The sequence below is a fragment of the Lutispora sp. genome (assembly GCF_041687175.1).
Taxonomy (GTDB): Bacteria; Bacillota; Clostridia; order Lutisporales; family Lutisporaceae; genus Lutispora.
The window spans coordinates 12,173-33,689 of record NZ_JAWLCK010000018.1 but is presented as its reverse complement, the minus strand read 5'-3'; the positions used below and the strand labels follow the sequence as shown (position 1 = coordinate 33,689).

Genomic DNA, 21,517 nt, shown 5'->3' with positions numbered 1-21,517 from the left:
ATTTTACAATTTTATTTTACATTTCTGTTACATCACTCTCCCATACATTGACTATATATATAACAGTTGCTATAATGTGAAATAGGTAGCAAGCCCTATGGGCGCTATAATAATTATTACATATCGAGGAGGTTGGTTAAATGAAGAAGACACTTGCATTGGTTTTAGCACTTGCTCTGGTATTTTCATCAATAACAGTAGCATTTGCTGAAGAGACAATCGGTGCAGAAGCTCAGCTTTGCGCAGACTTAGGTATGCTCAAAGGTGAAACCGGCACAGTAGATGCAGCTTACGTTGCAACTGCTCCAAAGAGAATACAGGCAGCTATTATGTTCTTGAGACTTAAAGGTCTTGAGGCAGAAGCTCTTGCTTTCACAGGCGAAGACAATTTCGCTGATGGAAACATAGCATGGGCAGAAGGTGCTAACTTACTTGCTTACTTAAAAGCTAACCCACAGCTTGGCTGGCAGGGTGACGGCGTTAACTTCAACCCAGACGCAGCAATCACAGCTCAGCAGTACTACAAAGTACTTCTTGAAGCTCTTGGTTACAAGCAGACAGTTGAAGGCGTTGTAGTAGGCGATTTTACATGGGACGAAGTATTGACTTTCGCAGCTGAAAAAGGCCTCGCACAGGTTGCAGCAGTTGAAAACTTCACAGTTAACGACTTGGCTGTAGCAACAGTTGAAGCTCTTAAAGCTAACATGAAAGACGTTGAAACAACTCTTGCTGCTACACTTGTAGAAGCAGGTAAAATTGACGAAGCTAAAGCAGCAGCAGCAGGTCTTGTAGAAGATAAGAATGCTGTAGTTGAAGTAGCAGTTAAAAAAGCTAAAGCGCTTGGTAGCACAATAGTTCAGGTTGAGTTCGAAGATGATGTTGACGCTGCAGCAGCAGGCAACGTAGATAACTACTCAATCGAAGGTCTTACTATCAATTCAGCAGTTGTTACTGATACAGATTTAGTAAGACTCGAAACTGAAACTATGACATCCGGTAAGCTCTATAAGCTGACAGTTGGTGAAAAGACTGTACAGTATACTGGTATTGCAAAAGTATCAGGCAGTCCTTCAATTAAAGATATCGAGAGCAGAGACGTTGAAGAAATCGTTATAACTTTCGATAAGAACATCGACTTTGCTTCAGGTTCAGAAATAGCTAACTATTCCGTAACTGGCGGCGTAGAAGTAGTAGCAGCTGAAGTTGACGGCGACGAAGTTACATTGACTACAGAAGGCCTTAAGAATAAGACTAAGTATACTGTAAAAGCTACAAACATTAAGTCAATAGAAGGTGTAGCAAAGAAGTCCACTTCTGATACAGTTACTGTTAACTATGACCTGGTTGCTCCAAAGATCTCAGATATACAAGAGCAGACAAATCAGAGAATAGTAGTTTTCTTTACAGAAGAAGTTGATAAAGAATCAGCTGAAAACCTCGAGAACTATTCAATCAAAGTAAACAAAGCCGATGGCGATGAGCTTGAGATAGTATCAGTTACTTGGGACGATGATGATGAAGACAATGTAGAAATAGTAACTGAGCCAATGGAAAAGAGATTGGAATACAAGCTCTCAATAAACAACATAGCTGACCAGAGAAAGGTAGCCAATGTAATGACAAGACCGGCTACAAAGACTTTCAAAGGCGTTGCTGAAGATAAAAATAATCCAAAGTGGAAGTCTATAACAGTTCTTTCACCAACAACAATCATGGTAGAATTTAGCGATGAAAGCAGAATAGACGAAGAAAGCGCATTGGATCTTAACAACTATACTTTGGACGGTCTGGATATCGAATCCATAGAGACTCTTAAGAATGAATGGAAAGTATTCAGAGCACTTCTTACAGTTGAAGAGATGGAAACTAGCAAGAACTACAAGCTGACAATTGCTGATGTTCTTGATGAGTTCGGCAATGCATTAAAGGAAGATCACAAGACAGCTAAGGGTATAGCTGAAAGCTTTAAGTCAGCTAAACTTCTTAGTGCTATAGCTACTGACGAAGACGAAATAGTTTTGACATTTGACAAGGAAGTTGATGAAACAACTGCAGAAAACTTAGCTAACTACAGTGTTAACAAGGAAGTTGGAAACCCAACAAAAGCTACATTAGAAGATGATGGTGTAACAGTTACATTGGAAGTTAACGACCTCGTAAACGGCAGAAGCTATAAGGTTACTGCTGACGGCGTTGAAGACCTTGCTGGTAACCAGTTATACTACAAGGTATCAGTTGACACTACTACTAACAATTGGGATGATGATGCTCCAGAATTAGAAGATGCAACAATACTGAATGAATATGTTGTAGCACTTTCCTTCGATGAAATGGTTAATCCTCATCCAAGTGCAAAGGTAGCATTGGCATTAGACGTTGATGAAGATGGCAACTATGATCCAGCTGATAATGTTTACTTACCATATGCTGACCTGGTAGATGATGATACAGTTGTTGAATTCTCAGGTGTTGCTCCATTGGTTAACGGCGAAAGATATACTGTAGTAGGTATAGTATACGGTGCTGGAAATGCTGATGGCGGTATAAGAGACCTTTATGGCAATGCATTGTTTGCTGCAGATATCGAAGTTGGCGAGTTTGAATTTGACGGTATTGATGACGAATATGAAGACTTTGCTGAAGTTGAGTCCTATGAGCAGGTAGATGCGAAGACCTTCAATGTAACAATGTCTAGAGATGTATTACTTTGGGACGGCAGCGATATAGTTGCAAGCATCTCAGTGGGCGGATTTACTGTTACAGTAGATGCTGATGATGACTTCGTACTGAACTTTACTAAGAATTCTGGAATCATTGACGATGAAGATGATGACTATGAGTTCGATTTGAGAGACTTCGTAATAGACTTACACGGTATGCCAGCAGCTAATGCTGATACAGAGGAAGAGACATTCTTCTCACCTGAGTATAAGGACGAGGATGCTCCTTACGTGGACGAAGTTGAAGCAGTTGACAGAAAGACAATAAGAGTAACATTCAGTGAGAATATCAACGCACTTAACGCTTCTAAATTCTCACTCCAGAACTACGACACAGATAAGACTGTATCTATCAGCGGTGTAGCATTTGATCCAGATAATGATAATGCTGTATTGATAACTGTTACAAAACCACTGGAAGCTAGATACGAGTATGAATTAACTGTAAAAGTTGATGCAGTAAAAGATTACGTACCGCTCGGAGTTGAAGACGAAGAGACTTGGTACTTCCAGGGAACTAACTTAGCAGAATAATCTATCATAAGATAAGAGCCTCCGGTTTATCCGGAGGTTCTTTTTTTACAAACGTTCTACAATTGGCGTAAAAAATTGAAAAGTGGCGTGAAATAGTATAATATATAATAGAAACAAACTAAATATTAGGAGTAGAGCAAATGGCAAAGAAATCATATATTAACACCGGTAGTAATGACAAAACAATAAATGGCTTTTTTATGTTTTTGATAGCGTCATTTATGATCATCATTCCCTTTTACAGAGGGCTGTTCTTCAGAGTCAATTATATTCCCGCAATTATATTCATAAGCATGCTTTTTGCCGTTTCCATGGCACACAAGCTTAGAAGAAAGGACTATAAGATTCTCGATACATATACCGACATAACGGTTTTTCTGATACCTGCTTCATACCTGATATCTTTCTTTTTTGCAGCCAATACAAAAGATGCTTTTGATATGTTCCTGTTATATTGCAGCTATTTTATGCTATATAAGCTTACATCCGATTTATCTGTCGGAGACAAAAAATATAAGGACGTGTTTATTGATGTGATAATTGCCTCTGCCTTTTTATTATCCTTTACAGCGATAATGAATATGACAGGCTTTATTGACATAAACGGTGCTTTCATTGGGAAAAGGCTTTATGGTTTGTACCAGTATGCCAACTCCACAGCCTCTGTATTGGGTGTCGGAATAATATTAGCTTTAAATAAGCTAATAAGTGAGGAAAACATAAAGAGAGCAGCCATATACCAATCGGTGATGACTGCACTGATAGCGTCCTTTATATTTACACTGTCCCGTGGAGGATATCTTGTATTGGCAGGAGTCCTTCTGCTCAATTTTATATTGATCAATGCAAAAGCAAAATTAAGACTGTTAATGGGCTTGTTCGTGTCACTTATATCTAGCTTTATGCTTATTTTCAAGTTTTATACACTGGCAGAGGAGAATATTTCAGCCATATGGATTCATTATTTGGTAAGCATAATACTCAGTGCTATTATTGTATGTATAATATACTCTTTTAAAAGCAAAGTTAAGCTTGATTTTCCAGACAAGACTATAAACATATCTTTGGTGATAATGGTAACAGCCTTCACTGTAATTGCTATATTGCTTTTCTCAATTAAAGAGCCTATAGAGTATAAAATAGTGCATAGAGCGTCAGAAGAAAGCTCATGGAAGGACAGAAACATAAGTATGTTCGATCTGGAGCCTGATGAAGAATATATTCTGGAATTTGATGTAAAAGCCTCTTTAGAAACCCCCAACAGTTATGGAGTAGTAGCCCGCAGCTACAACAATGAAAATAAGCAAAGTGAAATATTGAGACATTTTGAACCAACCGGACCCCAATTTACAAAGAAAAGCTTTAATTTCACAACCCTTGAGAATACCGAGAAAGTCACAATATACTTATACAACTATGATTCAGGCAGCAATACAGTATATAGAAACGTCACAATAAGAGATTCAAACGGAATAATACTTAGAAAAATGGAGAGACCCAAATATCTGCCTGCAGCAATTGCCGACAGACTGACAGATATAAATATGGAATCAGAGAGTATTTCTTCCAGAATATACTTTACCACAGACGGGCTGAAAATCATGAAAGACTACACTATCACTGGAGCAGGCGGGGGAGCATGGAAAAATCTTTATAGACAGTATCAGTCTGTACCATATAACACCACAGAAGTTCATAATTTCTATGTGCAATATGGCATAGAAGTTGGTATTATAGGACTTGCTGCATTGACAGGACTTCTTCTGCTGCTGATTGCATCAATGATAAAAAGCATCAAAGCCCGTTCGAATTACTTATGCGTATATCTGGCCGTCATGCTATTGCTTCTGCATTCCACTATCGACTTCAATCTGTCATTGGCAGCAGTGGGATATATACTTTGGATGCTTATCGGTATTGCCAACAGTGAAAAAAATTCACCAGCCATAAAAAGGGAGCAGAACACCCATATAAAGGTACTATCACTGGCTTTGACACTCATAATCTTATTTACGTCATCTTCCATATACTATGGTATGAAGCTTGGAAACCAGGGCGCAAGAGCTTCTAGGAACAAAGAAGGCTCAAATAGGGTAATGGAGCTATATCAAAAAGCTTCTGTCTTCGATAGATTTAATGGAGCGTATAGAATTGATTTAGCCCAGATGATGAACAATGAGCTAAGAAAGACAAAGGATAAAAAGTATCTGGATGGTATTGAAGAGCAAATCTCACTCATAAAGAGATATGAGCCATATAACCATCAGTATACGCCGGTTATCTGCAATTTACATCTATCATTAGGCAAATTTGAAGAGGCATCTGACATAGTAAATGAGAAGCTGCAGCATGAACCCATGGTTGAGCAGTCATATATGCTGAAAATCGACTTGAACTATAAGGTTGCCAGCTATTATATAAAGGATGAAAAAGTTCAGGAAGCAATTCCCTATCTTCAGAAGATATTAGAAGCATCGGATGAGTTAGAAAAAGTAAACATGAATCTTAAGACGCCGCTGAAGCTCACAGGGAATTACCCCAAAATGATTGAGGCTGCGCAAAGGACTCTAGATATGGCAGAAACAGATCAAAATAAATAATTTGAGCCAAGTGAGGTAAAAGAATGGAAGATATTAGCTTAAGAGAATTGATCGAGATACTGTTAAGAGGAAAAAAGATAATTACACTTATAACAGTGATAGCCATATTGGTCTCTGGGATTATTAATTACATGGTTCTGGAGCCTGAATATGAAGGCAAGGTCGTGCTTATGGCTTCCGGGATAAATAGCAGACAACAGACAGTACCACAGGCTATCGGGGTAGAGGCTGTTTTGAATACCCTCTCTCAATATCAGTATTCTCAAATGTCCATTGAGACATATAAAGAGCAGATTAATAATCCTCAGGTTTTGCAGCAGACCATCGATGAGTTGAAACTTAGCGAGTATGGCATTACAAGGCGATCCCTGAAGGGAAGGGTTTCTCTTGCTACAATCAAAGATACAAATCTAATAACTATTACAGTAAACTACAGCGATAATAAGCTGGCTGCAGATATAGCAAACACAATTGCAAAGAAATTCACTGACTTTGTATCAGAAAAATCTAAAGAGCAGGCTGCAAAGTCATCCAATTATATAAAGCAGCAAATGGATGTGGAGAAAGAAAATCTTGATAAGGTATTACTGGAATATAAGGACTACCTATCCCAGCCAAGAGGTTTGAATGAATTGCAAAAGGAATTAGACTCCAAACTGACATTGATAACACAGTATAAAACCGACTTATTGAACTCAAACATTGAGGAGCAAAAGACCAAGGCTTCTCTTGCAGCGGCAGAAAAACAGCTGCAAAGTACACCTCAAAAGATAAAGGTGACCAGGTCTCTTTTGGATGAGCCTTTTATGTCTCAGGCTATGAAGGATACGTCAGGGAATGATAGCAAGGATTCATTCGGGGTTGTAGTTGAAGCCGAGGAAGTAAATGATGCATATACACAGCTTAAGATACTGGTGGGCAATCTTGATGTTGAGCTAGCTAAAATTATCGCACAGAAAAACAATCTGCAAAAGGAGATAAGCATACTTCAAAAGGAACTGGAGACCTTGCAAGGGGATTTGGCAGTGAGACAGCATGAAGATATGATAATGCAGGAAAAGGTGAAATTCTCTCAGGAGACATATAATGCATTCCTGGAAAAATATGAGGAAACAAGGATAGCAAGCTCTTCAGCCATTGGAGAATCAACCATAATTATAGTATCACCCGCTGTAGAACCAATGAGTCCCATTGCACCAAACAAAAGGATGAATATGGCAATAGCAGTTGTATTAGGCATAATGCTTGGTGTTTTTATAGCTTACTTTAAAGAGTATTGGCAAGCTAGCAGCCCTAAGAATTTAAGCATGTAGTTTCAGGGACGGCTATAATTGTCAGAATCAGAGGCAGATTTGGATATCTGCCTGCTTGCATTAGACAAACCTGCTGTTAATTGTAAAACGAACAAAAGTATCATCCTGAGCGAAACGAAAATCTTTATTTTGTCTTGGTAACTTGGAGGTCATAGTCTTGAAAACGTACAGAAAAAAAATATTACTATTGATAGCTGATATGATGTTAGTCAACTTAGCTGTCTATATTGCCCTGATATTTCGGTTTGATGGACTTATATCCGATCGATATGTACAGATTTATAGCGATTCTTTCATGTATATAACACTGATTGAAGTAGTAGCATACTATTTTTTTGGGTTATACAGAAGCCTATGGAGTTATGCAAGTATAGACGAGCTGATTCAAGTTTTTTTTGCTTCAGCCACAGGGACAATTAGCATATTTGCATTTGGTACACTTATAAATGCCAGACTCCCAAGGACAGTTTATGTTATGTCTTGGATACTTTCATTTCTTTTCATCGGAGGTATACGAATAAGCGGAAGGTTGGTAAGAAGAGTACAGATTATTAGCAAGAATAACAGTATAGGTGTAAAAAGGGTTATGATCGTAGGTGCGGGAAAAGCAGGATCTATGGTGATAAAAGAGCTTAAGGACCATCAGGATCTTAATATGATACCAACACTCGTACTGGATGATGACCCGAAGAAGCACAACTCATTTATACACGGAGTACCTGTCAAAGGCGGTAGGGAGAAGCTGGCAGAGCTAGCGAAAGAATATGAGATTGATGAGATAATTATAGCAGTCCCTTCGGCTCAAAAAAGTGAGATATCTGATATATTGAGGATATGCAAGGAAACAAAATGCAAGCTTAAGAAGCTTCCAGGAGTATATGAGATTATCAACGATAATGTAAGTATAAAGAGCATCAGGGATGTGAACATTGAAGACCTTCTTGGCCGTGATGAGGTTAACCTGAATATAAAAGAGGTATCAAGCTATATAAAAAATGAGACAGTACTGGTAACGGGCGGCGGAGGTTCTATTGGCTCCGAGCTTTGTAGACAAATTGCCAGGTTTCATCCCAAGAAGCTTGTCGTATTGGATATATACGAAAACAATGCTTATGATTTGCAGCAGGAATTAAACAGGTCCTTTAAGAATAAGCTCAATATGGAAGTTGTTATCGCTTCAGTCAGGGACAAGGAGAGACTAGAGCAGATATTCAGCTGTTATAAGCCCGGTGTAGTGTTTCATGCAGCAGCCCATAAGCATGTCCCGCTAATGGAGGTAAATCCCGCTGAAGCAATAAAGAATAATGTTTTTGGTACATTAAATGCAGTACAATGTGCGGATAAACATAAAGCAAAGAAATTTGTGATGATATCTACAGATAAGGCTGTTAACCCTACAAATGTAATGGGGGCGACAAAAAGAATAGCAGAAATGATTGTGCAGACCATGGACAAGCAAAGTAAGACAGAATTTGTTGCTGTAAGATTTGGCAATGTACTTGGCAGCAACGGCAGTGTTATTCCACTATTCAAGAAACAGATAGAGGCAGGCGGGCCTGTCACTGTCACTCACCCGGAGATAACCAGATACTTCATGACGATACCCGAAGCTGCAAGGCTTGTGATACAAGCAGGGGCTATGGCTAAGGGAGGAGAAATATTCATACTGGATATGGGTGAATCAGTCAAGATAACGGATCTTGCAAGGGATTTGATAAGACTGTCAGGCTTCGAGCCTGATATTGATATAAAAATTGAGTTTACTGGTCTGAGACCCGGGGAGAAGCTGTATGAAGAGCTTCTTCTGGCAGAAGAAGGTATAGAAAGCACAAGACATAAGAGTATTTTTGTTGGAAAGCCTTTAGAAATCAAGAATGATGAGCTGATAAAGGGAATAGACGAACTTCAGGGATGTCTTGATAATGCTCGAGCCATAAGAGACTGTTTAAGTAGGCTAGTTGTTAGCTATGAGTTTAATAATGGTGAAGCCGCAGTAACAAAGTAGAATTTGCTGATAGAGGATCAATGAGATATAGGTTAGGATGTGGACTCATGAAGATATATCCATTTGTAAAAAGATTATTAGATATTGTATTGTCCTTGTTGGGATTGATAGTATTAAGCCCGTTATTTCTTTTATTAATTTTAGCTATTAGGATTGATTCCAAGGGGTCTATATTCTTCAAACAAAAGCGTGTAGGCATTCACAAGACTTATTTTAACATATTGAAATTCCGTACAATGAGGATTGATACTCCCAAGGATACCCCAACACACTTATTGGAAAATCCGGAGCAATATATTACAAAAGTCGGGAAGTTCTTAAGAAAAACTTCATTGGATGAGCTTCCGCAGATTTGGAACATCTTTGTGGGACAGATGAGTATTATTGGTCCAAGGCCGGCTTTGTGGAATCAATACGATTTGATAGAAGAAAGAGGTAGGTATGGAGCTAATGATATACCTCCCGGTCTTACTGGGTGGGCACAGATTAATGGAAGAGATGAACTTCCGATAGAAGTTAAGGCAAAGCTGGATGGTGAGTATGTTCAGCGGATGGGCTTTTGTTTTGATATAAAGTGCTTTTTATTGACTATATTGAAAGTTTTAAAATGTGAAGGGGTAATAGAAGGTAGAATAAGCACTAAGGAAATAACGGCAGCTAATGAATCTGACTCAGCTAAGACGTTATAGTGCTAGTATCTACTCATTAAAAATTAGGGAGATTAAAATATAAATGGCAGAGACTAATATCAAAGTGAATAAAAAGACTTATACAAATTCCGACTATCTATTAAAGGGTCAGCACATAGTTAGTGTTATTATTGCAACCTATCATAGAGAGCATACACTGGAAAAGGCACTGCTTTCACTTGCACGACAAACATATAAGCAATTAGAGATTATAGTAGTTGACGATAATGCAGATAGTATATGGAGTAAAAAGGTTGATGATATTGTCTGCAGGATTAAGTTGGGATTCCAAACTCAGATAGTACTCATTAAGAATGAGATGAATAAGGGTTCTGCTGAAACAAGAAATATTGGTATTAGGGCAGCTTCGGGAGAATACATTACTTTTCTTGACGATGATGATGTATATTTGCCTGACAAAGTAAAGAACCAACTGGAGCATATGTTGGAGGAAGACTCTGATTACTCATTGACAGACTTATATCTGTATGATGAAAATGGAAAATTACTGGAAATAAGGACCAGAAAATATATCAAGGAGAACAGCAAAGAGGATTTGCTTCGTTATCATTTTATGCACCATATGACAGGAACGGATACTATGATGTTTAAAAGGGACTACTTATTAAGCATAGGGGGCTTTCCGCCGATAAATGTAGGGGATGAGTTCTACCTGATGCAGAAAGCAATAGAGGGTGGGGGTAAATTTAGTTATTTACCGGTTTGTGATATTAAAGCGTATGTGCATACACATACAGACGGTCTGTCAAGCGGAGAGAGTAAGATAAACGGAGAAAATGAGCTATACAGACATAAGAAGAAGTTTTTCCACCTGTTCGGCAACAAGGATACACGATATATGCAAATGCGGCATTATGCAGTATTAGCTTTTGCAAAGTACAGAGGCGGATACTTAATTGAATTCATTAAGTACTCATTATATTCATTTTTTAGCAGTCCGTTTCAAAGTATAAACCTTATTTTAAATAGAAAGATTAAATAGGTGTATATTATGAATCTACAAGTATTGGTTTCTACAATGCATCAAACTGATCATAGCATACTCGATAAGATGAATATTCAGTCAGATGCTATCGTTATAAATCAGTGTGATAGAAATTCCTTTGAAGAATTTGATTACAATGGTAATTCAGTTCGTTTTCTATCACTCGCTGAACGTGGTGTTGGCTTAAGCAGAAACACCTCATTAATGCGAGCAACAGCAGAGATTTGTCTATTTGCGGATGATGATGTAACTTATGTAAATGAATATAAAAGAATTATTTTAGATTCTTTTGCGTCAAACCCTAAAGCTGACGTGATCATGTTTAATGTACCAAGTACAAACCCAGATAGAGTCGGGCCAACAATATCTAAATGGAAAAGGCTACATTTTTATAATTGTTTCCGTTATGGCACATTCCAGATTGCTGTAAGGACAGAATCAATTAGGAAAGCAAATATAAGCTTTTCATTGTTATTTGGTGGCGGTGCAAAATATAGCTCAGGGGAGGACAGTTTATTTATTAATGATTGTTTAAAAAAAGGATTAAAACTTTACAGATCCCCAGATACAATAGGAAGTGTAACACATAAGGAGTCAACATGGTTTCATGGTTATACTGACAAGTACTTTATTGATAAAGGCGTATTTTTCTCCTGTCTTTCGAAGAAGTGGGCCGTTTTATATTGTTTGCAGTTTATATTCAGGCATTACAAATTATTTATAAAGGAAAAGTCTATACTTGAAGCATATAGACTGATGATAAAAGGAACAAGATTAATTGCTAGATAATAGCATGTCGAACAGCTTAGAGCATTTTACTATATTGATAAGGATGTATGATGCTCAAGGTTCTTATCATGTTAGAAGGTAGGGCATTATGATACTTTTTGTTCTGATTAATATTATTATTCTGTTAACATTGTGTCTTATATTCTCTAATATCAGCATTCTGGTTATAGGGTTATTAGGCTTGCTAATTGTAACACAGACAGCAAAAAAGGAAGACAGCAAAATATATGGTTATATGGCAGGCATATATTTAGCAGCTGTGTTTTTAATGCTGATCTTGTATTATGGATATATGGCTCAATATGGCACGCCGTACTATTTAGGCGGATCAGATGATTTAGCATTCGAAAAAACGGCAGAGTATATATTGCAGGCAGGATACCACCTGCCAAATGAACTACTTAATGAACCATCATTGTATTATCATAGTGCAAAGGGGTTCTTATGGCTTTTGTCGTGGCTTATCAGATTCTGTGATATATTTGGAGGATATCATACAATTGCATATCGAATACTCAATATATATTTTTTAATGACTCTTGGGATTTTTGTTTATAAGTATTTTTCCTCAAAATATGATTTCAGTAACAAACAGAATCTTGTTTTACTACTTGCGGTAACAATGTTTCCAAATGCACAATATATAAGCATACACGTATTTCGTGACACGTTGAATATATTAATACTATTTGTAATTTTCGTTATATGGGACATTTGTTCTTCAAAAGAAAAGCTATCAAAAATCATGATCATAAAAACATTAAGTATTACACTAATATTGACTTATGTGTCTTTTTGGATGAGAGCGCAGAATTTGATTTTTATAGCAGCAATTGTTCTACTGAATTTGTTCTTAAAGAATAAAGTACTTACAAAAAGGACATTATCGGTTTATCTTGGTGCCCTGTTGGTAACGCTGATAATCTTCAGCTATCTGGGGGTCTTTAAGGAAATCATTAAATTCAATGAATACTATAAAGATTACTTATTAGAAACGAACCAAGGATTATCACAGAGAATATTCTCCATGAATTTACTGCCCTTTGGGATATTGTTCCGTATTGCTTTTGGGCTGGTTTCACCTCTGCCTCTTGGGATATTGCAGTTTACTGATATGTTTACCGATATAGAAGCTTTTTTCAAGGTGATAGTATCAGCAGGTATAATTATCCAGATTTATCTGACCCCTTATTTGCTTTTAAACATCAGGCGCATTGACAAGGTAACAATAGTATATATTATGTTCTTCCTGGCAACTGTGGTAACAACGTTTACATTTAGGCATTTTATAATGCTATATCCATTTATGGCGATATTGATATTCCGTCAATTTTATAAGACACCAAAACAGACGAAGCTTCTTTTGTTTTCTGGAATGACTATTATACTGGCGCTATCTGCAGGTGCATATATACTTATAAAGTAGGTGATTAGATGAAAGTTCTTCTGGTAAAGCTTTCTCCTATAGAGTCCAATGATTCTGCAACAATTAGAACTATAGGACTGGCAAAAGGATTGGTTGGATTAGACTGTGAGGTCGACTATCTGACAATACCTGCAAGCAGAACACATTGTGTAACGAACAGTAACCATACTGAGTCAATCAAAATAATCCGATCCGGTAACAACTCGGCCTATGACGCGGTTGTTAAGCAGAACGGTAGACTGAAAAAAACAATTGTGGGTTTGCTTAGGAAGGTGTACCATGCTGTCAGTTTATATGATTACACATATTTCATAGCAAAGAATATCAATATATCTCTTTTAGGTGGCAATGAATATGATTTGGTAATCTCGTCTTCAGATCCGAAAACATCTCATATAGCTGTAAGAAAACTAATAGATCAGGGATTAAAGTATAAGAAGTGGATTCAGTACTGGGGTGATCCAATGACTTTGGATATTACGGACAATTCTATTTACCCCAAGTACCTCATCAGAAAGATTGAAGAGAAGCTGTTCTATAAGGCTGATAGAATAGTGTATGTCTCTCCTTTTACTTTGGAAAAGCAAAAGGAATTGTTCCCGGTTCTGGAAGATAAAATGACATCATTGCCTATTCCTTATCTGGAGGAAAGATTATATACCAATGGTGATATCGGTAACAAGGCAATTAGGTTGGGATACTTTGGAGACTATTATTCCAGGGTAAGAAATATCGTCCCTTTATATGAAACATGCAAAAATGCAGGATTTGAGCTGATAGTTACAGGCAACTCTGATATATTGATTGAGGATAACGACAATATTTCAATTTACCCAAGAGTATCTCAATTGAAGGTGGAAGAATTGGAAAGGGAATGTGATGTGCTGGTGTGTCTGCTTAATATAACAGGGACTCAAATACCTGGTAAATTATATCATTACGCGGCTACTAACAAACCAATACTTGTACTGCTTGATGGGGAAAGAAAAGAAGATATGAGAAAGTACTTTGATATGTTTGATAGATATGTCTTGTGTGATAACAATGAAGAGAGTATTAAAGCAGCCATAGCGAAGCTGATTGAAAGCAATAGAAAATATGAACCGTCAGCATATTTTGAGCCCAAGACTATTGCAGATCAGTTCCTGCAGTTGGTTTAGGCAGATATACAACAAGAAAGCATGGCGGATAACCAGGATAAGGAGTTAATTGAAATGGAATTTATAAATGTTATTGGATTAGGGTATATAGGTTTGCCTACATCTTTGATGTTTGCCCAAAGCGGCATCAAGGTGATTGGGACTGATCTCAACAAAAGTCTAGTAAACTCATTAGCGGATGGCAAACTAACCTTTCAGGAAAAGGGGCTTGAAGAACTCTTTCAGAATGCCATTTCCAACGGGATTGAATTTTCAACGGACTATCAGAAGACGGATACTTATATTATAGCCGTTCCGACACCTTATATTAAAGAAAGCAAGAAAATTGATCCTAAATATGTTATCTCTGCAGTAAAAAGTGTATTGGATGTATGTGAACCCGGGGCAGTAATTATTATTGAATCTACAGTATCTCCAGGTTCTTTTGACAAGTATATTCGTCCAGAAATAGAAAAGCAGGGCATTATAATAGGTAAGGATGTACATTTGGTTCATGCTCCTGAGAGGATAATCCCAGGGAATATGATCTATGAACTAAAAAACAATTCCAGAACAATAGGTGCTGATGATCCCAAAATAGGAAATTGTGTTAAAAAGCTATATACTCATTTCTGTAAAGCAGAGATTGTGATAACCGACATACGTTCTGCGGAAATGTCAAAGGTTGTTGAGAACACATATAGAGATATTAATATTGCATTTGCCAATGAATTGGCCAAAATATGCAGAATTGATAATATTGATGTATATGAGATTATCAGGATAGCTAATAAACACCCGAGGGTAAATATCCTTCAGCCAGGTCCGGGAGTAGGCGGTCATTGTATTTCTGTTGATCCATGGTTTTTAGTCGGCGACTATCCGGGGCTTGCCAATATCGTTTTAACAGCCAGAAAAATTAATGATTCCATGCCTGAATACGTTCTTGAGAGAGTATATGACATAATGCAGGAAAGAGGAATGTTAGACATAAGCAGAGTGGGTTTGTATGGACTAACATATAAAGAGAATGTGGATGATATAAGAGAGAGCCCTACACTTCAATTATTAGAGGCAATGAAGAAGCATCTTGCCCCTCCATTAAGAGTGTATGATCCCTTTGTAAAGCATGATGTTGTTGAAAATCAATACCATGATTTTGACAGGTTTTTAGAAGATGTAGATTTAGTTGTAATCATGGTCTCTCATGATGAAATCAAAGAGCATATGGACAAGCTCGAAGGTAAAGTAGTTCTGGATACAAAAAATATTTGTGGATCTGACAGGGTATATAAATTATAGCCGGATGATTATATAATTTATTGGGGACATACACATATGGAAGTGGAATTTCAGTTAAGGATGAAAAATTGCATATCAGTATTTAGGAAAGGTGAAATTAATGGCAAACCACAATGACAACATCCCAATGGTAAGCATCTCAGTGCTAGCATATAACCATGAGAAATATATCAGAAAAGCACTAGACAGCATTCTGATGCAGAAGGTTAATTTTTTATATGAAATAGTAATAGGTGAAGATTGTTCTCAGGATGGTACAAGGGATATTTTGATGGAATATAAAGCAAAGTATCCTGATAAGATAAAGCTCATTTTGAATGAGAAAAATTTGGGTATGATGGAAAATGCAAAAAATGTAAGAAGCAATTGTATGGGTAAATATCGTGCTGGCTGTGAGGGAGATGATTACTGGACAGATCCATACAAATTACAGAAGCAAATTGATTTTTTGGAAAATAATCCTCAATTTATAGGTACAGTGCATAAGGTGGAAATAGTTGATGAGGATGGGAATCCCAAAGCAGGCTTCAATATGGATATGTACTGTAAGGATAGAATTTATACCCTTAAGCATGCTGAAAAGGGTATAATGCCAGGCCAAACTGCCTCTCGAGTATATAGGAATATTCTTATAAATGATTCAACTGCTTTTGAGGCACTAAATAAATGTAAAGCAAATGGTGATATTAAGTTATCCTTATATTTGGCTCTAAATGGAGATATTTATTGCTTTGATGAAGTAATGAGCCATCACAGATGGGTTACAGAAGGCGGAGACAGCTGGAGTGCACGAACAAAGAATAAAAACTTAAATCTATATAGATTTAACTCATATATAGAATTATCAAATCTAGCTCGACAGTTAAAAGGCGTTGAGATGGATTATACTGCCCAGTACCTAGGATGCGGTCTTGGAGCTTTTACTGCATTGATAATGAAGCCTAATATAGAAAATTTGAGAATATTCACAGAAATTTTCTGGAAGTACAATAGAAAAATTGAAATGTGTTTGTTTATATTTAAGAAGTGTATTACATTTCCATTCAGGAGGGCAAAAAGAGCTTTTCAAAGCCTAAAGGGTCATGAGGTAGCTTAGCTTATAACCTTTTTGCCTGCAATAATATTTTAGGAAGTTGGTTTAATGAGTAATGAAATGAATCGATCTAAAGTTCTCTCTTCGCTTTTTTGGAAGTTTATGGAGCGTGGAGGGAACCAGGGGATACAGTTTATAGTCCAGCTTGTATTGGCGCGGATACTTCTTCCGGAGGATTATGGCTTAATTGCATTGGTTGCAATATTTATAACTATTTCAGCCGTATTTGTGCAGAGTGGATTCAATACAGCACTAATTCAAAAGAAGGATGCGGATGAAGTTGATTTTAGTTCAGTATTTTATTTAAGCTTATTCGTCGCAGGATTCCTTTATATTGCTTTATTTTTCGCTTCACCCTTTATAGCTGATTTTTATGGAGAACCGCAGCTCATATCAGTACTAAGAGTACTGGCTGCTACACTAATCTTTGGAGCGGTTAACTCTATTCAAAATGCAATAATTGCAAGAAAAATGAAGTTTAAAATGCTATTCCTCAGTAGCCTGGGTTCTATTGTAATTTCAGGAACAGCAGGTATAGCAGCAGCATATTCGGGATTAGGAGTGTGGGCTCTTGTCGTGCAGCAACTACTTAACCAGCTGTCAATTACAGTTATTCTCTGGTTTACGGTTAAATGGAGGCCCAAATTGGTGTTCTCTATCAGCAGGGTTGCGGGGTTATTTTCATATGGCTCCAAATTACTGGCATCAGCATTGATAGATACCGTATATAAAGATATTCGCAGTCTAATAATCGGAAAAATCTATAATCCCTCGATACTGGGATTCTATAATAGAGGCCAGCAATTTCCCAAGCTTATTGTAACAAATATTAACGGGTCCATACAATCTGTAATACTTCCGACGCTGTCAGCCCATCAGGAAAATAGAAAAAGGGTAAAAGAAATTATGAGGAGGGCTATTGTTACAAGCTCCTTCATCATGTTTCCCATGATGATTGGACTTGCTGTTGTAGCAGAGCCGCTGGTAAAGATTATATTAACGGATAAATGGTTACCTGCAGTTCCTTTCTTGCAAATATTTTGCGCATCATATGCCTTATGGCCGATTCACACCGCAAACCTGCAAGCCATTAATGCCATGGGCCGAAGTGATATATTTTTGAAGCTTGAAATTATAAAAAAGGCTATTGGACTTGTAATATTGACAATCAGTATTCCATTTGGAGTTTATGTAATGGCATGGGGAACACTTCTCAGCGGAGTTATTTCCAGTTTTATAAATGCATATCCGAATTTAAAGTTGCTTGATTACAGCTATAAAGAGCAATGGCATGACATCTTACCGTCACTATTGACATCACTGGTTATGGGAGCAATAGTATATATTTTGAAATATTTGAATATTGCCGTGTATCAGATGCTGATATTGCAGGTGGTATCAGGAATTGTCATATATATTTTTTTGGCAAGGATGTTCAAGCTTGAGAGCTATTGTTACCTGGTTATAACGATTAAAGAATTTGCTAAAGGAACAAGGAAAGCTTGATTTATTGGAAGAAATGCAATAGGAGGATGTAGTATGCCGATAATACTATTAACCAATCATTACAGCAAGGGTCCCCTGAGTATTGTGGAAAAGGAACTGCCGGAAGGCTTTGAATTAGTGTCCTTAGATAAGGTATGTAAAGAGGAACTGATAGAAAAAGCCGGTATGGCCGATTACTTTATTGTAAGCGGTCGTATTCCAATAGACAGAGAGGTTATTGATGCGGCTGTAAATTTGAAAATGATTCAGAGAACAGGAGTGGGTATTGATACTCTTGATTTGGCTGCATTGAGAGAGAAGGACATACCTGTTTATGTCAATAAAGGGATTAACTCTATAAGTGTTGCTGAGCATACGATAATGTTGATTCTATCGGTACTTCGCCGGTTGCCTTATGCGGATTCAAGTGTTAAGAAAGGTGACTGGGCAAAACAGGAGCTTGGAATACAGTGCAATGAATTGAATAACAAGACTGTGGGACTTGTAGGAATTGGTAATATAGGAGCTGCCGTAGCTAAAATGCTTAGTGCTTTTGAAGTAAAGATTTTATATTATAAGCCAGTAAGGTTAAGCGAGTGTGAAGAAAGAGAATTAAACGTACAATATTGCCCTATAGAAAAGCTGCTGAAGGAAGTAGACATATTAAGCCTGCATTGCCCATTAACCTCTGAAACGAAAGGAATGATTGGCGGTAAAGAGATTGCCTCTATGAAGTCCAGTTCAATTATTATAAATACTTCCAGAGGACAGCTGATTGATGAGGAGGCTTTGATAAATGCTCTGCAATCCGGATATATAAAGGGAGCAGGACTTGACACTTATTCCAATGAGCCGATACCAACAAACAGCCCTTTACTGATTCTGGAGAATGTAGTACTTACACCTCATATTGGAGGGGTTACCTATGAAGCATTTCAAAGGATGTGGAGAGAAGCAATGCAAAATATCAAGCTTTTCGAGGAAGGTAAAACAGATATTCTTATAAAACACAGATTATGATTATCGTATTAGCTATCCGATGGGAGGGGTATTATTGAAAGAAAATATCACTGATCTATTTATTGATGATTTATATAACATGGCACAAGGGGAATTTTCTGAATTAGTTATTAAACAAGCAAAAAAGTGTGTTCTTGATTATTTTGGGGTAACTTTAGCCGGTGCAAGAATGATTGAAGAAAAAGGCGAAAAGTATTTGAATTTTTTTAGTTCTAAGCATGGAGATACTACTGTAATTGGGCTTAATAGGAAAGCGAATATTCAGGACGCAGTGCTAATAAACGGTCTCAGTGCTCATGTTGCAGAGCTTGACGATGGACACCGCTTTGGTATGCTACACTTGGGGGCACCGATAATATCTGCCCTTATTGCTTTGGCAGAGAAGGAAAAATTGGATGGAAAGGACTTCTTGTCAGGAGTTGTTATAGGATATGAAGCTGCTGTCAGACTAGCAAGTGCTATTCAACCGTTTCACAAACAGCGCGGATATCATGCGAGCGGAACTTGTGGGACTATTGGTGTAGCGATGGGCGTTTCTGCTGCCTTGGGTTTTACAAAGTCTCAGATGAAGGATGCACTTTCTGCATCTGCTACATGCGCGTCAGGGATTTTGGAAACTATTGAGGATGGATCGGAGCTGAAGCCCTTTAATATTGGAAGGGCTGCTCTTGATGGGCTGATAGCTGCATTTATGGCACGGGCTGGTTTTGCGGGCCCGGAAGATGTACTTGGAGGTAAGAGAGGGTTTTTACCTGTTATGGCTGAAAAATTTGATTTAAACTCTATATATTATAAAAATGGAGATGCTTTAGCGATAGAAAAGATTTATTTGAAGCCATATGCAGCATGCAGGCACTGCCATCCGGCTATAGAAGCAGCAATAAACCTTCTTTCAAAGTATGGAATTCAAGCCAAGGACATAAGGGATGTCAAAGTAAGTACATATAAATTGGCAGTAGGGGGACATGATCATACCTTGATACAGGGGATAAATTCTGCAAAAATGAGTATTCCCTATAGTGTTGCAGCTGCTTTAAAATTTGGCAAAGCGGGAATTGATGAATTTATGGAGCAACACCACGAAGACAAGGATATCACATATTTATTAGAGAAAATAAAAGTGTGTGTTGATGATGAGTTATCGGCGCTGGTTCCTCATAAACGTTCGGCTGTTGTTGAGATAACCCTCGATAACAATAAGCATTATATGGAAAGGGTGGATTATCCAAGAGGAGAGCCAGAAAATCCACTATCCGATGAAGAATTAGAGGACAAGTTTATCTCACTGGCTAAATATGGGGGAAAATCTGGAGATGATATCACTGCAATCATCAGATCTGTATGGAATATAGAAAATGATTTATCTGAATTGGTCAAACTGATATAATTAGAACATAACAAGAGTTTTCTTATTGACAGGTAAAGAGTTATTATTAGAGAGGTTGTGAAAAAATGAAAGATACCAGATTATTTCTTAATAGAATTGGACTACCTTCAGGAGATGCATATGATCTTCCCACATCAGAAAAGAGATTTTCTGATGGTGCTCAGTACAGGTTTGAGGTTCCCGGAATACAGGGCCCCGGATCTATGAAAGCTTTACTTGAAGAGCTGGACAAATATGGGATGAGTATTCATCGAATAACACAAACAAAGGGTATAATGATGCTTACCGATGACGAGATAAAAGAAATGGTTGATTTAGGAGAAAAGTGGCAAGTACAGCTTGTATTAGCTATAGGGCCGAGAGCTACCAATGATACCAGTGCTTCAGTCCATACTGAAGAAGGTCAGAGGATGGGGTACAGACTTCGTGGACAGGAGCAGATAGTACGTGGCATCGAAGATGTAAAAAGGGCGGCTGCGTTTGGATGCCGCGCATTCTTAGTCTATGATGAAGGACTATTATGGGTCTTGAATGAAATGAGGAAGTTGGGTGAGATTCCTTCGGACTGTAAGTTCAAGATATCAGCTCATTGCGGGCATGGTAATCCCTGCTCGGCAAGACTCCTTGAAAGCATTGGGGCAAATTCGGTAAATCCGGTTAGAGATATTCAGCTTCAAATGCTGGCATCAATGAGACAAGCGATAGATATACCAATAGATGTTCATACAGAAAACCCGGCTTCTTCCGGTGGATTTATCAGACATTACGAAGTACCGGAAATGATAAGGGTAAGTTCACCTATTTATTTAAAAACAGGGGGTTCGGTAGCAAAGACACATAGCTGGGAAACTTCAGATGCAGATGCGAAAAAGAGAGCAAAGCAAGTCACATTAGTAAAGCGGGTTATAGAAAGCTATTATCCTGATGCAGTATGCTCAAAGAAAGGTTCAATCTCATAGAATTATCGTATTACTATAATTATTATATATAGGCATTGGGAGGCATTGGA

The 21,517-nt window shown here is 37.6% G+C and carries 15 protein-coding genes; all 15 read left to right on the top strand.

The window, feature by feature from the left end; all coding sequences use genetic code 11:
* The first annotated feature begins 140 nt into the window (after positions 1–140).
* The 15 genes from ACESM9_RS04845 to ACESM9_RS04775 all read left to right on the top strand — a co-directional run bounded on the left by ACESM9_RS04845 (position 141) and on the right by ACESM9_RS04775 (position 21,467).
* Positions 141–3,254 carry an Ig-like domain-containing protein gene (locus ACESM9_RS04845; RefSeq protein WP_372995849.1) on the top strand — a complete coding sequence of 1,038 codons (3,114 nt, stop codon included), beginning with the start codon at positions 141–143 and terminating at the stop codon, positions 3,252–3,254.
* Between the two features lie 140 nt (positions 3,255–3,394).
* Positions 3,395–5,854: an O-antigen ligase family protein gene (locus ACESM9_RS04840; protein WP_372995847.1), complete on the top strand. Its 2,460-nt coding sequence runs from the start codon at positions 3,395–3,397 to the stop codon at positions 5,852–5,854.
* 23 nt (positions 5,855–5,877) lie between these two features.
* Positions 5,878–7,167 (top strand): GumC family protein, encoded by a 1,290-nt coding sequence (locus tag ACESM9_RS04835; RefSeq protein ID WP_372995845.1) that lies wholly within the window; start codon positions 5,878–5,880, stop codon positions 7,165–7,167.
* Positions 7,168–7,366: 199 nt separating this feature from the next.
* Positions 7,367–9,172 carry a polysaccharide biosynthesis protein gene (locus tag ACESM9_RS04830; RefSeq protein WP_372995855.1) on the top strand — a complete coding sequence of 602 codons (1,806 nt, stop codon included), beginning with the start codon at positions 7,367–7,369 and terminating at the stop codon, positions 9,170–9,172.
* A 53-nt stretch (positions 9,173–9,225) separates the two neighbouring features.
* Positions 9,226–9,861 carry a sugar transferase gene (locus ACESM9_RS04825; protein ID WP_372995853.1) on the top strand — a complete coding sequence of 212 codons (636 nt, stop codon included), beginning with the start codon at positions 9,226–9,228 and terminating at the stop codon, positions 9,859–9,861.
* A 43-nt stretch (positions 9,862–9,904) separates the two neighbouring features.
* Positions 9,905–10,864: a glycosyltransferase family 2 protein gene (locus tag ACESM9_RS04820; RefSeq protein ID WP_372995843.1), complete on the top strand. Its 960-nt coding sequence runs from the start codon at positions 9,905–9,907 to the stop codon at positions 10,862–10,864.
* Between the two features lie 9 nt (positions 10,865–10,873).
* The gene (locus tag ACESM9_RS04815) at positions 10,874–11,656 is read left to right on the top strand and encodes a glycosyltransferase family A protein (protein ID WP_372995841.1); all 783 of its coding nucleotides are present in this window, start codon (positions 10,874–10,876) and stop codon (positions 11,654–11,656) included.
* An 88-nt stretch (positions 11,657–11,744) separates the two neighbouring features.
* The gene (locus tag ACESM9_RS04810) at positions 11,745–13,082 is read left to right on the top strand and encodes a hypothetical protein (RefSeq protein ID WP_372995839.1); all 1,338 of its coding nucleotides are present in this window, start codon (positions 11,745–11,747) and stop codon (positions 13,080–13,082) included.
* Positions 13,083–13,090: 8 nt separating this feature from the next.
* Positions 13,091–14,242 (top strand): hypothetical protein, encoded by a 1,152-nt coding sequence (locus tag ACESM9_RS04805; protein WP_372995837.1) that lies wholly within the window; start codon positions 13,091–13,093, stop codon positions 14,240–14,242.
* Between the two features lie 21 nt (positions 14,243–14,263).
* Positions 14,264–15,523, top strand: coding sequence for a nucleotide sugar dehydrogenase (locus tag ACESM9_RS04800; protein ID WP_372995835.1), 1,260 nt, complete (start codon positions 14,264–14,266; stop codon positions 15,521–15,523).
* 100 nt (positions 15,524–15,623) lie between these two features.
* Entirely contained in the window at positions 15,624–16,619 is a 996-nt protein-coding gene (locus tag ACESM9_RS04795) for a glycosyltransferase (protein WP_372995833.1), read from the top strand.
* Between the two features lie 45 nt (positions 16,620–16,664).
* Positions 16,665–18,122: a lipopolysaccharide biosynthesis protein gene (locus ACESM9_RS04790; protein ID WP_372995831.1), complete on the top strand. Its 1,458-nt coding sequence runs from the start codon at positions 16,665–16,667 to the stop codon at positions 18,120–18,122.
* A 33-nt stretch (positions 18,123–18,155) separates the two neighbouring features.
* Positions 18,156–19,121, top strand: coding sequence for a 2-hydroxyacid dehydrogenase (locus tag ACESM9_RS04785; RefSeq protein WP_372995829.1), 966 nt, complete (start codon positions 18,156–18,158; stop codon positions 19,119–19,121).
* A gap of 34 nt (positions 19,122–19,155) precedes the next feature.
* Positions 19,156–20,508: an MmgE/PrpD family protein gene (locus ACESM9_RS04780; protein ID WP_372995827.1), complete on the top strand. Its 1,353-nt coding sequence runs from the start codon at positions 19,156–19,158 to the stop codon at positions 20,506–20,508.
* A gap of 65 nt (positions 20,509–20,573) precedes the next feature.
* Positions 20,574–21,467, top strand: a complete 894-nt coding sequence (locus ACESM9_RS04775) for a peptidase (protein WP_372995825.1) — start codon at positions 20,574–20,576, stop codon at positions 21,465–21,467.
* Positions 21,468–21,517 lie beyond the last annotated feature (50 nt).

Bases quoted from the DNA above. Each gene is read 5' to 3' on its own strand.
- ACESM9_RS04800 (WP_372995835.1), top strand. From the start codon at position 14,264: ATGGCGGATAACCAGGATAAGGAGTTAATTGAAATGGAATTTATAAAT.
- ACESM9_RS04845 (WP_372995849.1), top strand. From the start codon at position 141: ATGAAGAAGACACTTGCATTGGTTTTAGCACTTGCTCTGGTATTTTCA.
- ACESM9_RS04835 (WP_372995845.1), top strand. From the start codon at position 5,878: ATGGAAGATATTAGCTTAAGAGAATTGATCGAGATACTGTTAAGAGGA.
- ACESM9_RS04810 (WP_372995839.1), top strand. From the start codon at position 11,745: ATGATACTTTTTGTTCTGATTAATATTATTATTCTGTTAACATTGTGT.
- ACESM9_RS04820 (WP_372995843.1), top strand. From the start codon at position 9,905: ATGGCAGAGACTAATATCAAAGTGAATAAAAAGACTTATACAAATTCC.
- ACESM9_RS04830 (WP_372995855.1), top strand. From the start codon at position 7,367: ATGATGTTAGTCAACTTAGCTGTCTATATTGCCCTGATATTTCGGTTT.
- ACESM9_RS04815 (WP_372995841.1), top strand. From the start codon at position 10,874: ATGAATCTACAAGTATTGGTTTCTACAATGCATCAAACTGATCATAGC.
- ACESM9_RS04775 (WP_372995825.1), top strand. From the start codon at position 20,574: ATGAAAGATACCAGATTATTTCTTAATAGAATTGGACTACCTTCAGGA.
- ACESM9_RS04840 (WP_372995847.1), top strand. From the start codon at position 3,395: ATGGCAAAGAAATCATATATTAACACCGGTAGTAATGACAAAACAATA.
- ACESM9_RS04795 (WP_372995833.1), top strand. From the start codon at position 15,624: ATGGCAAACCACAATGACAACATCCCAATGGTAAGCATCTCAGTGCTA.
- ACESM9_RS04805 (WP_372995837.1), top strand. From the start codon at position 13,091: ATGAAAGTTCTTCTGGTAAAGCTTTCTCCTATAGAGTCCAATGATTCT.
- ACESM9_RS04790 (WP_372995831.1), top strand. From the start codon at position 16,665: ATGAGTAATGAAATGAATCGATCTAAAGTTCTCTCTTCGCTTTTTTGG.
- ACESM9_RS04785 (WP_372995829.1), top strand. From the start codon at position 18,156: ATGCCGATAATACTATTAACCAATCATTACAGCAAGGGTCCCCTGAGT.